This is a genomic window from Chitinimonas violaceus (assembly GCF_052601015.1).
On the sequence record NZ_JBQXDJ010000027.1, the window covers coordinates 12,669 to 26,072 of the forward strand.

The following is a 13,404-nucleotide window of genomic DNA, read 5'->3' on the forward strand; positions in this document are numbered from 1 at the left end:
TAATCCCGGTTCGTCTCAAGGCAACTTGGATTGCTTAACTTGCATGATCAGCGTATCGACGCTGGCGTGCATCTTTTCGGTAAACGCCTGCGGATAAAGACCCATACCCAACACCGTAATGGCCAACACAGCCAGCACAGCAAATTCGCGCAGATTCACGTCTTTCAGTTCAGCAACATGCTCATTGGCCACGTCACCAAAAATCACCCGCTTGTACATCCACAAGGTATAGGCAGCACCGAAAATAAGCGTGGTCGCTGCAGCAAAGGCGTACCAGAAGTTGACCTTCACCGCGCCGATGATGACCATGAACTCACCGACAAAGCCGGAAGTAGCCGGCAAACCGGAGTTGGCCATGGCAAACAGTAGGAAAAACGCAGCAAACTTCGGCATGGTATTGGCTACACCACCGTAGTCGGCAATCTTGCGGCTGTGTACACGGTCGTACATGACACCAATACAGAAGAACATCGCGGCGGATACAAAACCGTGGGAAATCATCTGCACCAGCGCGCCTTCGACACCGTAGGTAGTCGGCGCACCATCAGTGAACATGTAGAAACCCAGCGTGACGAATCCCATGTGCGAAATGGACGAATAAGCCACCAGCTTCTTCATGTCCGACTGCACAAGTGCCACCAAGCCGATGTACACGACGGCAACCAAGGACAGCGCGATGATGATCCAACCCCATTCGCGCGCAGCATCCGGCGCAATCGGCAATGCGAAACGCAGGAAACCATAAGCACCCAGCTTCAGCGTGATCGCGGCCAACACCATCGAGCCGCCTGTTGGCGCTTCAACGTGGGCATCTGGCAACCAGGTATGCACAGGGAACATCGGCACCTTCACCGCAAACGCGAAGAAGAAGGCGATCATCATGAAACCCTGCGCGGTCAGCGGTAACAGGACACGCTGGAACTCGGCGATTTCAAAGGTCTTGCCGGCATGGAAGTAGAGGTAGATGAACGTGACCAACAGCAACAAGGAACCCATCAGCGTGTACAGGAACAGCTTGATCGCCGCATAGACACGATTCTGGCCGCCCCAAACCCCTACGATCAGGTACAACGGCACCAGCATCGCCTCAAAGAATACGTAGAACAGCATCGCATCCATCGCAGCAAAAGCACCATTGATCAAACCGGACATGATCAGGAACGCTGCCAGATATTGGGCAACCCGCTTCTGGATCACTTCCCAACCCGCCACGACGACCAATAAAGTAGTGAATGCGTTCAGGATGACGAAGAACATCGACAGGCCATCAACACCGAGGTGGTAGTTGATGTTGAATGCCGGAATCCACGGCATCTTTTCCACGAACTGCATGCCACCATGCAGAAGCTCAAATTCAGTATAGAGCGGAAGAGTGACGAGGAAGCCTAACAAGGCGCCTACCAAGGCAATCCCGCGCGCCAAGCCGGCACGGCTGTCGCCACCAGTCATTAGCACGAAGAGACCGGCCACGATCGGCACCCAGATCGCCAGACTCAACAGATGTTCAGACATATCCACCCTTACCTACTGAATGTGTTTTCTTTAAACGTGTACTGCGCACGATTATTGTGGATTAAGGAGACGACCCAGCCAAAAGTAACTGCCTAACCAAAAGGTCAGCAATACCAGGGCCCCGATGATCATGGCAAAAGCGTAGTGATAGATGTACCCGGTCTGGATGCGACGCACCGCACCAGCCACGAGACCCACCAACTTGGCAGCGCCATTGACCAGCAAACCGTCGATCAACACTGTGTCACCCGCCTTCCAGAACACCTTACCCAGCTTGCGGCCAAAGGTCGCAAAGCCCTGGATGTAGAGGTGATCCATGTAGTACTTGTTTTCCAACAAAGTATTCAACGGGCCGGTTTTAGCTTTGATGGCTGCCGGAATGTCCGGCCGCTTCATGTAGAAGAACCATGACAACACAACACCCGCTAATGCCAGCCAGAACGGCGCTGTAGTAAGAGAATGCAGACCCATCGCTACCGCGCCATGGAATTCCTCTTTCAACTCACTCATCACATGGTGATGACTGGTATTGATCACCCCATCGAAGAAACCGCCGTAAAGCATCGGTTCGATGGCGATGAAGCCAATCACCACTGATGGAATCGCCAACAACACCAACGGCAAAGTCACAACCCAAGGGGTCTCGTGCGGCTTGTCATTGGGGCCAAGGCCGTGATGATGTTCGTCTGCGTGTTCGTCATCGTGGTGATCGTGACCGTGGTCATGCTTGGCTTCCATCCAACGTTCCTTGCCATGGAAAACCAGGAAGTACATACGGAAGGAATAGAAAGCCGTAACAAACACACCGATAACCACTGCGGCATAGGCGAATGACGCAGCAGGCAGATGTGATGCATGCACCGCTTCAATAATCGAATCCTTGGAATAAAAGCCAGACAGGAACGGCGTGCCGATCAAGGCAAGCGAACCAATCAAGGAAGTAATCCAGGTGATGGGCATGTACTTACGCAAGCCACCCATGTTGCGGATGTCCTGATCGTGATGCATACCGATGATGACTGAACCCGCGGCAAGGAATAGCAAGGCCTTGAAGAACGCGTGGGTCATCAAGTGGAACACAGCAACCGAGTAAGCCGAGGCACCTAGCGCAACCGTCATATAGCCGAGCTGCGACAAGGTCGAGTAAGCCACAACCCGCTTGATGTCGTTCTGGATAATACCCAGAAAGCCCATGAACAACGCTGTGATTGCACCGATCACCAGGATGAAATTCAACGCGGTATCGGAGAGCTCAAACAAGGGCGACATCCGGGCAACCATGAAGATACCCGCGGTCACCATCGTAGCGGCGTGGATCAGCGCAGAAATCGGGGTCGGGCCTTCCATGGAGTCTGGCAACCAGACATGCAATGGGAACTGGGCAGACTTACCCATGGCGCCCACAAACAACAGAATGCACGCCACGCTCAGCAAGGACCACTGCGTACCAGGCAACAAGCTGATCGTTGCATCCTTCATTGCAGGTGCAGCAGCAAAGACATCGGCGTAATAGAAGGAACCGAAGTGCGCCAACACCAGGCCGATCCCGAGCAGGAAACCAAAGTCACCCACACGGTTAACCAAGAAGGCTTTCAGATTGGCGAAAATGGCCGTAGGACGCTTGAACCAGAAACCAATCAACAAATACGAGACCAGGCCAACTGCTTCCCAGCCAAAGAACAACTGGACGAAGTTGTTCGCCATCACCAACATCAGCATCGAAAAGGTGAACAGCGAGATATAGCTGAAGAAACGCTGGTAACCGGGGTCTTCTTCCATGTAGCCAATGGTGTAGATATGCACCATCAAGGACACAAAAGTCACCACCACCATCATCATGGCGGTCAGCTTGTCCACGAGGAAACCAACAGACACATCAATGCCATCAACGGTCAACCAGGTGTAAAGATTGCCGTTATAGGCTTCGCCACCATTGAGTTGGTCATATAGCACCGAAAAAGAGCCAACACAGGCGGCTGCCACACCGAGAATGGTTACCCAGTGCGCACCGGCACGGCCTACGTAACGGCCAAACAGGCCCGCGACAATAGCGCCGAAAAGCGGCAACAGGGGAATCAGCAGATAGAGCGTCGGTTTATCCATAGCGCAGTCTTGTTCTGTATTGCTTTGTTAGGTCGTCAAATTTGCTGTTATCAAATTGACTGCGATCAACCATTCAGGCTGTCGAGGTCTTCCACATTAATTGATCGGGTATTACGGAACAGCACGACCAGAATTGCCAGACCAATAGCCGATTCAGCAGCGGCCACAGTCAGAATGAAAAACACGAAAATCTGTCCACCGGTATCGCCGAGATATTTGGAGAAAGCAATAAAGTTCATATTAACGGCCAGTAACATCAACTCGATTGCCATTAACAGAACAATAATGTTCTTGCGATTCATGAAAATGCCGAATACCGAAATCGCGAACAGGATCGCGGCCAGCACGAGGTAATGGGTCAGCGTCATAGCTTATAAACTCGTCTTGTTTTCGGTTCAGGCGGCCGGTTTATCGGCTGCTTCATCTGTAACAGGTGCTTGGGGCTGTTCTACTACGGCATCCATCTTGACGATGCGCAGGCGATCATTACGCTTCACTTTAATCTGGTCAGATGGATTCACATATTTGGTGTTTTTACGGCGGCGCAATGTCAAAGACACCGCAGCAATCATAGCCACCAGGAGTAGAACTGCAGCCAATTCAAAAGGGAGCAGATATTCGGTATAGATGGGCACACCCAGTTGCTTGATATTCGATACGCCATCTGGCAACGGCGTAACTTCAAAATAAGCAACCAATCCGGTATCAGGTGCTACAAGCACCATTACCATTTCGACAGCCATGATGATCGCGACCAAAGCCGCAAACGGAAAGTAATTCCAGAAGCCTTTGCGTAACTCTTCAAAGTTGATGTCGAGCATCATCACCACGAAGAGAAAGAGCACCATCACCGCGCCGACATAAACCAGCACCAGCGAGATGGCGAGAAACTCGGCTTCGATCAGCATCCACAGTACCGCACCGGTAAAGAAAGACAGCACCAGACTGAGCGCTGCGTGTACCGGGTTCTTGGCAGTGATCACCCGAAGTGCAGAAGCAATCAGGATGGCCGAGAAAATATAAAAAATGACAGTAGTCAGGGTCATGGCTGCCGGTTCAAAGATGGACGTTTAGCGATACTTGGCATCGGCTTCGCGACTCTTCGCGATTTCAGCTTCGTACTTGTCACCCACTGCCAGCAGCATGGGTTTGGTGAAATACAGGTCGCCGCGCTTTTCACCGTGGTATTCCAATACATGGGTTTCCACGATGGCATCCACTGGGCAAGCTTCTTCACAGAAGCCGCAGAAAATGCACTTGGTCAAATCGATGTCGTAACGCGAGGTACGGCGGGTACCATCATCCCGGACTTCCGACTCGATGGTAATGGCCATGGCGGGACAGACCGCTTCACACAACTTACAAGCGATGCAACGCTCCTCACCATTGGCGTAACGACGTTGCGCGTGAAGGCCCCGAAAACGCGGTGAATACGGCGTCTTTTCTTCAGGGAACTGCACAGTGATTTTACGTTGGAAGAAATGACGGCCAGTGAGCGCCAAGCCCTTGACCAATTCAACCAACAGGAAGGTTTTGAAGAAATTCTGAATCTTTTCCATGGTGCTCAACTCACCAGAGCGAATACGGGGTTTGCATCCAGGCGGCAACCAGGACGATCCAAATAAGGGTTACCGGGATGAAAATCTTCCAACCCAGGCGCATCAGCTGGTCATAGCGATAACGCGGGAAGGTGGCACGGAACCAGAGGAAGCAGAACAGGATGAATGCGGTCTTCAATCCCAGCCAATGAAAGCCTTCGGCCCCAAAGAAAGGTATCGAGGACGGGAAGGGAGACAACCAGCCACCCAAGAACATGATTGAGGTCATGATCGAAATCAGGATCATGTTGGCGTACTCACCCAGGAAGAACAGGGCGAAGCTCATGCCTGAATATTCAATCATATGACCGGCTACAATTTCCGACTCGCCTTCAGTCACATCAAACGGTGCACGGTTGGTTTCCGCCACACCCGAGATCAGGTAGACCAGAAACAATGGGAACAGCGGGATCAGGTTCCAGGACAAGATAGAGCCGCCAGCAATACCTTGGCCTTGCTGATTAACGATATCGGTGAGGTTCAAACTGCCAGACACCATCAACACACCGACCAGGGCGAAACCCATGGCCAGCTCGTAAGAAATCACCTGGGCTGAGGCACGCATAGCGCCAAGGAAGGCATATTTGGAATTTGATGCCCAACCGGCCACGATAATGCCGTACACACCCAATGAGGTAATCGCCATCACGTAGAGCAGGCCGGCATTCACATTGGCCAACACCACACCCGGGGAAAACGGCACCACTGCCCAGGCAGCCAACGAAGGCGCCAGGACCATGATAGGGGCAAAGAAGAACAAGCCTGTCGACGCAGCGCTTGGGGAAATGATTTCCTTCAACAGCAGTTTGACGCCGTCGGCAATCGGTTGCAGCAAACCAAATGGACCCACGCGATTCGGACCGATACGGATCTGCATATAACCGATAACTTTACGCTCGGCCAAAGTCAGGTAAGCCACCGCACCAAAAAGCGGGGCAACAATCAGCACAATCTTGAGTAGGGTCCAGGCTACCAGACCCGTGGTATCACCCAGCACAGAGAGGAAACCGTTATACAGCGCGTCGATCATGGTTGCTCTCCTCTCAGGCGCGCGTCAGTTGAACAGGGGCGAACATCGCACCCAACATGGCTGTAGTCGGATGCGCAACCGGCAATCTGACCACTCCATCCGCCAGGCCCGCATCGATGGCGACAGTAAACCGTGCCTGTGCATCACCCTGCTTGACCTGTACAGCATCACCTACTGCTACAGCCAGCTGTGCCGCAGTCGCCACCGACAAACCAACTGACGGTGCAACAGCATCACGTGTCTTCTGCAATGAAGGCGCACGACGTACCAATGCATCGCTTTGATAAATCGGCACTTCACCCAACCGTACCAAGCCGGTTCCAGCAGCCTGCAACGCTACAGTTACACCATTGACTGCGTTATTCAATTTCGCAGTGACACCCGCATCGCCCTGTGGCAACGCTGCTTTACGTACTGCTTCAGCACTGTCGAAATCAAAGCCTTCGAAGCCAAGCAGATTACCCAGTACGCGCAACACCTTCCAACCAGGCCGGCTATCGCCCAGCGGCTTAACCACGCCATTGAAAGTCTGCAGCTTGCCTTCCATATTCACAAAGCTGCCTGCGGTTTCCGAGAACGGCGTGATTGGAAGCAAAACATCCGCGTACTCGATACCAGCATGCTTGAAGGCCGAAAAAGCAACGACCATCTCTGCCTGTTTGACTGTTGCCAACGCAACTTGTGCGTCATGGCTGTCAAATTCTACTTCGGTATTGAACAACAGCACGGCTTTGCGCGGCTTGACCAAGGCATTCTCGGCCTTCAGGCCCAATACCTGCGCGCCTACCGTATTCGACGCTTCGCTCATCCAACCCAAAGTAGCGCCAGTCATAGCGGCGAGCTGATTCGCCAATGCTGCAATCTCGGCAGCGCGTGGATTATGGGCAGCCAGATTGCCCAGCAATACACTGGCGCGACCGCCTTCCTCTGCCGTTGCGGCGATGAGCTGTTCGGCAATACCACGTGCAGCGTCATCCACCACCACAGCCGCCACATCAGCAGGCACTGCCTGCTGCTTAAGTTCAGCAGCGGCTTTCAATACAGCAGCCAAAGCCTCGGCCAACTGGTCGGGCCGTACAATCTTACGACCACCCAACTTGGTGAATAGCTCATCATCCATAGGATTGATGACGGATAGCTTAAGGCCACGCTTAACAGCTTGACGCAGGCGCTGCGCCAACAATGGCTGTTCTTTACGAATGGTCGACCCAACCACCAACACCGCCTTGGATTGGGCTACATCGGCAATGCCTTGCCCCAACCAGGTTGCGCCCAGCTGGTTCTGAGCCAGGCGGACATCCGCATAGCGCCCACCAAAGGTAGCGGCACCCGCACCCAGCGCGCCGCTTAGCTTGTTAAGCAGGAACAGCTCTTCCACCGTTGAATGCGGTGTACCCACAATGGCTACGGAATCTGCACCATGTTCCCGTGAAATCGACTTCAGACCATTGCCCACATACTCAAGCGCAGTCTGCCAATCAGTTTCAATCCATTGCCCGCCCTGCTTGAGCATGGGCTTGGTCAAACGTTGTTCGCTATTCAGCGCTTCATAAGCAAAGCGGTCGCGGTCGGCAATCCAGCATTCATTGATCGCTTCATTCTCCAGCGGCAACACGCGCATTACGCGGTCGCTCTTGACCTGCACAATCAGGTTGGAGCCCAGACCATCATGCGGGCTGACACTCTTACGCCGCGACAACTCCCAAGTACGGGCGGTATAGCGGAAGGGCTTTGAAGTCAGCGCACCAACAGGGCAAAGGTCGATCACGTTGCCTGAAATTTCCGAGTCGACCGTCATGCCGATAAAAGACATGATTTCGGAATGTTCGCCACGGCCAGCCATGCCAATTTCCTGCATGCCGGCGACTTCTTCGGTGAAACGGACACAACGGGTGCAGTGAATGCAGCGCGTCATGTCGGTAGAGATCAACGGCCCCAAGTCCTTGTTTGGCACCACGCGCTTCTCTTCTTCATAGCGCGAGTTGGAACCGCCGTAACCAACAGCCAGATCCTGCAACTGACACTCACCGCCCTGGTCGCAAATCGGGCAATCCAGCGGGTGGTTGATCAGCAGAAACTCCATCACACCCTGCTGCGCCTTGACAGCCATATCAGAGTGCGTAAACACCTTCATACCGTCGTTAACTGGCGTAGCGCAGGCAGGCAAGGGCTTGGGTGCCTTTTCCACCTGAACCAGACACATACGACAGTTGGCCGCGATGGACAGCTTCTTGTGATAACAGAAGTGCGGGATATGCGTACCAATAGACCGGGCCGCCTCAATGACCGTAGTGCCATTGGGGACTGTCAGTTTGGTACCGTCAATTTCTATTTCAAGCATGGTCGGGCTGCCCGAACTTTCGTTTGTTACCGCTGGCGGATGCTAGGCACCGAAACCAGCTGAATAAGGGTCTGTCAGCAAACCTGATTAGGGGGTTACCGATCAATACCCAGGCACGATGCATTTCTTGTGCTCAATATGGTGCAGGAACTCATCACGGAAGTGCTTGAGCATGCCTTGCACTGGCATCACGGCAGCATCACCCAACGCACAAATAGTACGGCCCGCGATGTTTTTACCTACCGAGTCAAGCAGGTCAAGATCTTCCGGACGGCCAAGGCCGCGCTCGATACGATCAACCACGCGATAGAGCCAACCCGTACCTTCACGGCATGGAGTGCACTGACCGCAAGATTCTTCAAAATAAAAGTAGGATAGCCGGCGCAATGCCTTGACCATACAGACAGTCTCGTCCATCACAATCACCGCACCAGAACCCAGCATGGAACCCGCCTTGGCAATGGTGTCGTAATCCATGGTGGTGTCCATCATGATGTTGCCGGGCAGCACGGGCGCCGAAGAACCGCCAGGAATAACGGCTTTGATCTTCTTACCGCCACGCATACCACCTGCCATCTCGAGCAATTCGCTGAAAGGCGTGCCGAGCGGGATCTCGAAATTGCCGGGTCGATTCACATGGCCGGACACCGAAAACAATTTGGTGCCGCCATTATTGGGCTTACCCAACTCCAGAAACTTCTGGCCGCCTTCACGAACGATGTAGGGCACCGACGCAAAGGTCTCGGTGTTGTTAATCGTTGTTGGCTTACCGTACAAACCATAACTGGCAGGGAAAGGCGGCTTGAAACGTGGCTGGCCCTTCTTGCCCTCAAGAGACTCCAACAACGCCGTCTCTTCGCCACAAATATAAGCGCCATATCCATGATGGGCGTGCAGCTGGAAGCAAAAGTCGCTACCCAGGATGTTGTCACCCAGGAAGCCTGCCCTGCGTGCCTCTTCCAAAGCAGCCTCGAAGCGCTGATAAGCTTCAAATACTTCGCCATGGATATAGTTGTAACCGACAGTGATTCCCATCGCATACCCGCCGATGATCATGCCTTCAATCAACGCGTGCGGATTATTGACGATGATATCCAGGTCCTTGAATGTACCCGGTTCGCCTTCGTCGGTATTACATACCAGATACTTCTGCCCCGGGAAGCTGCGCGGCATGAATGACCACTTCAGTCCGGTTGGGAAACCTGCACCGCCACGACCACGCAGCGAGGAGGTTTTCAATTCGGCAATGATGGCGTCCTGGGTAATACCTTCGGCAATGATCTTCTTCAGCGCTGCATAGCCACCGCGCTGCATGTAAGCGTCGATGCTCCATGAGTTCGGATCATCAAAGTCGACGCCGTCGAACACAACGCCTTTGACGTAAACGGTCATTCGCTTCGTCCCTGGCCTTAGTTAAGTTCAGCCAGCTTGCGATCGATCGCATCTGGCGTCATGTGGTTGCACATGGTGTGATTGTTCACCAGCAAAACCGGGGCATAACCGCAGGCACCCATACACTCGCCTTCCTTGAGTGTGAATTTGCCGTCCGCCGTGGTTTCGTTGTAATGAATGCCAAGCTTCTTCTGCAGGTACTCACCTGCATCAGCACCGCCCGATAGCGCGCAAGGCAGATTGGTGCAGACGGTAAGTTTGTGTCTGCCAACAGGGCTGCGATCGTACATATTGTAGAAAGTCGCTACCTCATGAGCTGCCATGGGGGCGATGCCGAGATAGTCCGCCACAAACTTGATGGTATCGGCGGATAACCAGCCCTTTTCAACCTGGGCAATACGTAAGGCACCCATGACTGCCGAACGCTTCTGGTCAGCGGGGTACTTGGCAACTTCGCGATCAATTTGCGCGAGGGAATCCGGGCTCAGCCCAACATTGAGATCACTCACCGGTCAATCTCCCCAAACACGATGTCCTGCGTACCGATAATCGCCACGACATCCGAAATCATATGGCCGCGCACCATTTCATCAAGCGCGGACAAATGCACGAAACCTGGCGCACGAATCTTCAAGCGATAAGGCTTATTGGCGCCATCGGATACAAGATAGATACCGAATTCACCTTTCGGATGCTCGACTGCAGCATAAGCCTCGCCTTCAGGTACATGCATACCTTCGGTAAAGAGCTTGAAGTGGTGAATCAGCTCTTCCATGTTGGATTTCATATCCAAACGGTTAGGTGGCGCGACCTTATGGTTATCAACAATGACCGGGCCAGGATTCTTACGCAACCAATCCACACACTGCTTAACAATACGGTTGGACTGGCGCATTTCTTCGACACGGCAAAGGTAACGGTCGTAACAATCGCCATTCACACCAACGGGAATGTCGAAATCAAGCTTGTCGTAGACTTCATACGGCTGCTTCTTACGCAGATCCCACTCCACACCCGAACCACGGAGCATTGGCCCAGTCAGACCGAGTTGCACTGCACGCTCTGGGGTGACAACGCCGATACCTACCGTGCGCTGCTTCCAAATGCGATTGTCCGTCAGCAAGGTTTCATATTCATCGACATAAGTCGGGAAACGCTTGGTAAAGTCTTCGATGAAGTCGAGCAGCGAACCCTGCCGATTCTGATTCAGATCACGGATTGCTGCGGCATTACGCACTTTGGAGGCTTGGTACTGCGGCATCGAATCCGGCAAATCGCGGTAGACACCACCAGGACGATAATAGGCAGCATGCATACGCGCGCCAGATACCGCCTCATAACAATCCATGAGGTCTTCCCGTTCGCGGAATGCGTACAGGAAGATGGTCATGGCACCGCAATCGAGGCCGTGCGCACCAATCCACATCAGATGGTTAAGAATCCGTGTGATTTCATCGAACATGACACGGATGTACTGCGCACGCACCGGCACTTCAATGCCCATCAACTTCTCGATGGCCATCACGTAGGCATGCTCATTACTCATCATCGACACATAGTCCAACCGATCCATATAGGGAACAGATTGGATAAAGGTCTTGTGCTCCGCCAGCTTTTCCGTGCCGCGATGCAATAAGCCAATATGTGGGTCGGCGCGCTGAACCACTTCACCATCCAACTCCAACACCAAGCGGAGTACGCCGTGAGCGGCGGGATGCTGTGGGCCGAAGTTCAGCGTGTAATTCTTGATCTCAGCCACCGTAATTCTCCTCGCGGATGATGCGCGGAGTGATTTCGCGCGGCTCGATAGTGACGGGCTGATAGATCACACGGCCCTGAGTCGGGTCGTAACGCATTTCCACATTGCCGGAAAGCGGGAAGTCTTTACGGAATGGATGACCAACAAAACCATAGTCTGTCAGGATACGGCGTAGATCTGGGTGATCAGTGAACACAATGCCATACAGATCAAATGCTTCACGTTCGAACCAATTCACACCAGGCCAAACGTCCAGTACCGAATTGATTACCGGCAATTCATCGTCTTCACAGAAAACACGAACCCGCAAGCGTGTATTCAAGGAAACGGAGAGCAGATGATAGACCACAGCAAAGCGGAAACCATCCCACCCGCTATCCTTATAACTGCTGTAGTCCATACCACAGACGTCAATACAAGTCCTGAACTGCAAAGCCTCATGATCACAAAGCATACGGGAAACAGCCGGCCATTCAGCCGACTTGACCACTAGAGTCAATTCACCCAATGCATTGATCAAGGAAACGGCCTTGTCACCCAAGGCCGTTTGCAGTGACTGTTGCAGTGCGTCGAGTTTGGTTGCCATGATGCGTATCTTGGTTAACGCGCGATGGTGTTGGTGCGCTTGATCTTGTTTTGCAGCTGGATAAGACCATAGAGCAAGGCCTCAGCTGTCGGAGGGCATCCCGGGACGTAAACATCAACCGGAACAATGCGGTCACAACCGCGAACAACAGAATAGGAGTAGTGATAGTACCCCCCGCCATTCGCACACGACCCCATCGACAGAACCCAACGCGGCTCCGGCATCTGGTCGTAGACTTTACGTAAGGCAGGCGCCATCTTGTTGCACAACGTACCAGCAACAATCATCAAATCAGATTGGCGAGGACTAGGGCGAAATACGATGCCGAAACGATCCAAGTCGTAACGCGCAGCACCCGCATGCATCATTTCTACCGCACAACAGGCCAAGCCAAATGTCATTGGCCACAAAGAACCCGTGCGCGTCCAGTTCACTACCGTATCGACGGTGGTAGTAATGAATCCTTTGTCCATTACGCCCTGGGTCAGGGTGTTTTCAGCTACTCCCATTCCAGCGCCCCCTTCATCCATTCATAAACGAAGCCAACCACCAGAATGCCCAGGAACACCATCATGGCGACAAACCCAGGAAAACCGACATCCTTAATTACTGCAGCCCACGGCAACAGAAAGGCGACTTCTAGATCAAATAGAATAAACAGGATGGCAACGAGGTAATACCGCACATCAAACTGCATGCGCGCATCCTCAAAAGCCTCGAACCCACACTCGTAAGGGGATAGCTTTTCCGGATCCGGGCGATTGGTCCCCAGCAATATGCTAACAGTCTTGCCCAGCGCCATAGGAGCAACACCAACCAACAAACCCACCACCATGAAAAGCAGGACAGGGAAGTAGTTCTCGAGCATGAAAGCTCCCCGGTACGATTTAGTTTATTAATATAGACGTGATTGGAAGTCTAGCTTCCATTGACATCGCCGCAAGTCTAATTCGGGAAAGACAAGCAACGATTTAGAATTTGGTGCCGACAGTGAGACTCGAACTCACACAGCTTGCGCCACTACCCCCTCAAGATAGCGTGTCTACCAATTTCACCATGTCGGCAGCGCACCAAATAATTTGA

At 53.0% G+C, this 13,404-nt stretch carries 13 protein-coding genes and 1 tRNA gene; all 14 read right to left on the reverse strand.

Features of this window, described 5'->3' with window-relative positions; all coding sequences use genetic code 11:
- Positions 1-15: 15 nt before the first annotated feature.
- The 14 genes from ACUHMQ_RS10985 to ACUHMQ_RS11050 all read right to left on the reverse strand — a co-directional run bounded on the left by ACUHMQ_RS10985 (position 16) and on the right by ACUHMQ_RS11050 (position 13,385).
- Complete coding sequence (locus tag ACUHMQ_RS10985; RefSeq protein ID WP_445295503.1) at positions 16-1,512, reverse strand: NADH-quinone oxidoreductase subunit M; 1,497 nt, start codon at positions 1,510-1,512, stop codon at positions 16-18.
- 51 nt (positions 1,513-1,563) lie between these two features.
- The gene (nuoL, locus tag ACUHMQ_RS10990; protein WP_445295504.1) at positions 1,564-3,615 is read right to left on the reverse strand and encodes an NADH-quinone oxidoreductase subunit L; all 2,052 of its coding nucleotides are present in this window, start codon (positions 3,613-3,615) and stop codon (positions 1,564-1,566) included.
- A gap of 65 nt (positions 3,616-3,680) precedes the next feature.
- Positions 3,681-3,983, reverse strand: a complete 303-nt coding sequence (gene nuoK / locus ACUHMQ_RS10995) for an NADH-quinone oxidoreductase subunit NuoK (RefSeq protein WP_445295505.1) — start codon at positions 3,981-3,983, stop codon at positions 3,681-3,683.
- A gap of 27 nt (positions 3,984-4,010) precedes the next feature.
- Entirely contained in the window at positions 4,011-4,661 is a 651-nt protein-coding gene (locus ACUHMQ_RS11000; RefSeq protein WP_445295506.1) for an NADH-quinone oxidoreductase subunit J, read from the reverse strand.
- 24 nt (positions 4,662-4,685) lie between these two features.
- On the reverse strand, positions 4,686-5,165 hold the full coding sequence (gene nuoI / locus ACUHMQ_RS11005) for an NADH-quinone oxidoreductase subunit NuoI (RefSeq protein WP_445295540.1): 480 nt from the start codon (positions 5,163-5,165) through the stop codon (positions 4,686-4,688).
- A gap of 19 nt (positions 5,166-5,184) precedes the next feature.
- Positions 5,185-6,243 carry an NADH-quinone oxidoreductase subunit NuoH gene (gene nuoH, locus ACUHMQ_RS11010; RefSeq protein WP_445295507.1) on the reverse strand — a complete coding sequence of 353 codons (1,059 nt, stop codon included), beginning with the start codon at positions 6,241-6,243 and terminating at the stop codon, positions 5,185-5,187.
- 13 nt (positions 6,244-6,256) lie between these two features.
- On the reverse strand, positions 6,257-8,584 hold the full coding sequence (gene nuoG, locus ACUHMQ_RS11015) for an NADH-quinone oxidoreductase subunit NuoG (protein WP_445295508.1): 2,328 nt from the start codon (positions 8,582-8,584) through the stop codon (positions 6,257-6,259).
- Positions 8,585-8,686: 102 nt separating this feature from the next.
- Positions 8,687-9,976, reverse strand: coding sequence for an NADH-quinone oxidoreductase subunit NuoF (nuoF, locus tag ACUHMQ_RS11020; protein WP_445295509.1), 1,290 nt, complete (start codon positions 9,974-9,976; stop codon positions 8,687-8,689).
- A 17-nt stretch (positions 9,977-9,993) separates the two neighbouring features.
- Positions 9,994-10,464 (reverse strand): NADH-quinone oxidoreductase subunit NuoE, encoded by a 471-nt coding sequence (nuoE, locus tag ACUHMQ_RS11025; protein ID WP_445295541.1) that lies wholly within the window; start codon positions 10,462-10,464, stop codon positions 9,994-9,996.
- 17 nt (positions 10,465-10,481) lie between these two features.
- Positions 10,482-11,735 carry an NADH-quinone oxidoreductase subunit D gene (locus tag ACUHMQ_RS11030; RefSeq protein ID WP_445295510.1) on the reverse strand — a complete coding sequence of 418 codons (1,254 nt, stop codon included), beginning with the start codon at positions 11,733-11,735 and terminating at the stop codon, positions 10,482-10,484.
- Positions 11,728-12,321: an NADH-quinone oxidoreductase subunit C gene (locus ACUHMQ_RS11035; protein ID WP_445295511.1), complete on the reverse strand. Its 594-nt coding sequence runs from the start codon at positions 12,319-12,321 to the stop codon at positions 11,728-11,730. The genes ACUHMQ_RS11030 and ACUHMQ_RS11035 overlap by 8 nt, the downstream gene beginning before the upstream one ends.
- Positions 12,322-12,335: 14 nt before the next feature.
- Entirely contained in the window at positions 12,336-12,830 is a 495-nt protein-coding gene (locus tag ACUHMQ_RS11040; protein ID WP_445295512.1) for a NuoB/complex I 20 kDa subunit family protein, read from the reverse strand.
- A complete protein-coding gene (locus ACUHMQ_RS11045; RefSeq protein ID WP_445295513.1) occupies positions 12,821-13,189 on the reverse strand; it encodes an NADH-quinone oxidoreductase subunit A in 369 nt (122 codons plus the stop codon). The genes ACUHMQ_RS11040 and ACUHMQ_RS11045 overlap by 10 nt, the downstream gene beginning before the upstream one ends.
- 111 nt (positions 13,190-13,300) lie before the next feature.
- Positions 13,301-13,385 (reverse strand) — tRNA-Leu (locus tag ACUHMQ_RS11050).
- Positions 13,386-13,404: the final 19 nt, after the last annotated feature.

Coding starts and splice junctions, on each gene's coding strand:
- ACUHMQ_RS10985 (WP_445295503.1), bottom strand. CDS start 1,512: ATGTCTGAACATCTGTTGAGTCTGGCGATCTGGGTGCCGATCGTGGCC.
- nuoL (WP_445295504.1), bottom strand. CDS start 3,615: ATGGATAAACCGACGCTCTATCTGCTGATTCCCCTGTTGCCGCTTTTC.
- nuoK (WP_445295505.1), bottom strand. CDS start 3,983: ATGACGCTGACCCATTACCTCGTGCTGGCCGCGATCCTGTTCGCGATT.
- ACUHMQ_RS11000 (WP_445295506.1), bottom strand. CDS start 4,661: ATGACCCTGACTACTGTCATTTTTTATATTTTCTCGGCCATCCTGATT.
- nuoH (WP_445295507.1), bottom strand. CDS start 6,243: ATGATCGACGCGCTGTATAACGGTTTCCTCTCTGTGCTGGGTGATACC.
- nuoG (WP_445295508.1), bottom strand. CDS start 8,584: ATGCTTGAAATAGAAATTGACGGTACCAAACTGACAGTCCCCAATGGC.
- nuoF (WP_445295509.1), bottom strand. CDS start 9,976: ATGACCGTTTACGTCAAAGGCGTTGTGTTCGACGGCGTCGACTTTGAT.
- ACUHMQ_RS11035 (WP_445295511.1), bottom strand. CDS start 12,321: ATGGCAACCAAACTCGACGCACTGCAACAGTCACTGCAAACGGCCTTG.
- ACUHMQ_RS11040 (WP_445295512.1), bottom strand. CDS start 12,830: ATGGGAGTAGCTGAAAACACCCTGACCCAGGGCGTAATGGACAAAGGA.
- ACUHMQ_RS11045 (WP_445295513.1), bottom strand. CDS start 13,189: ATGCTCGAGAACTACTTCCCTGTCCTGCTTTTCATGGTGGTGGGTTTG.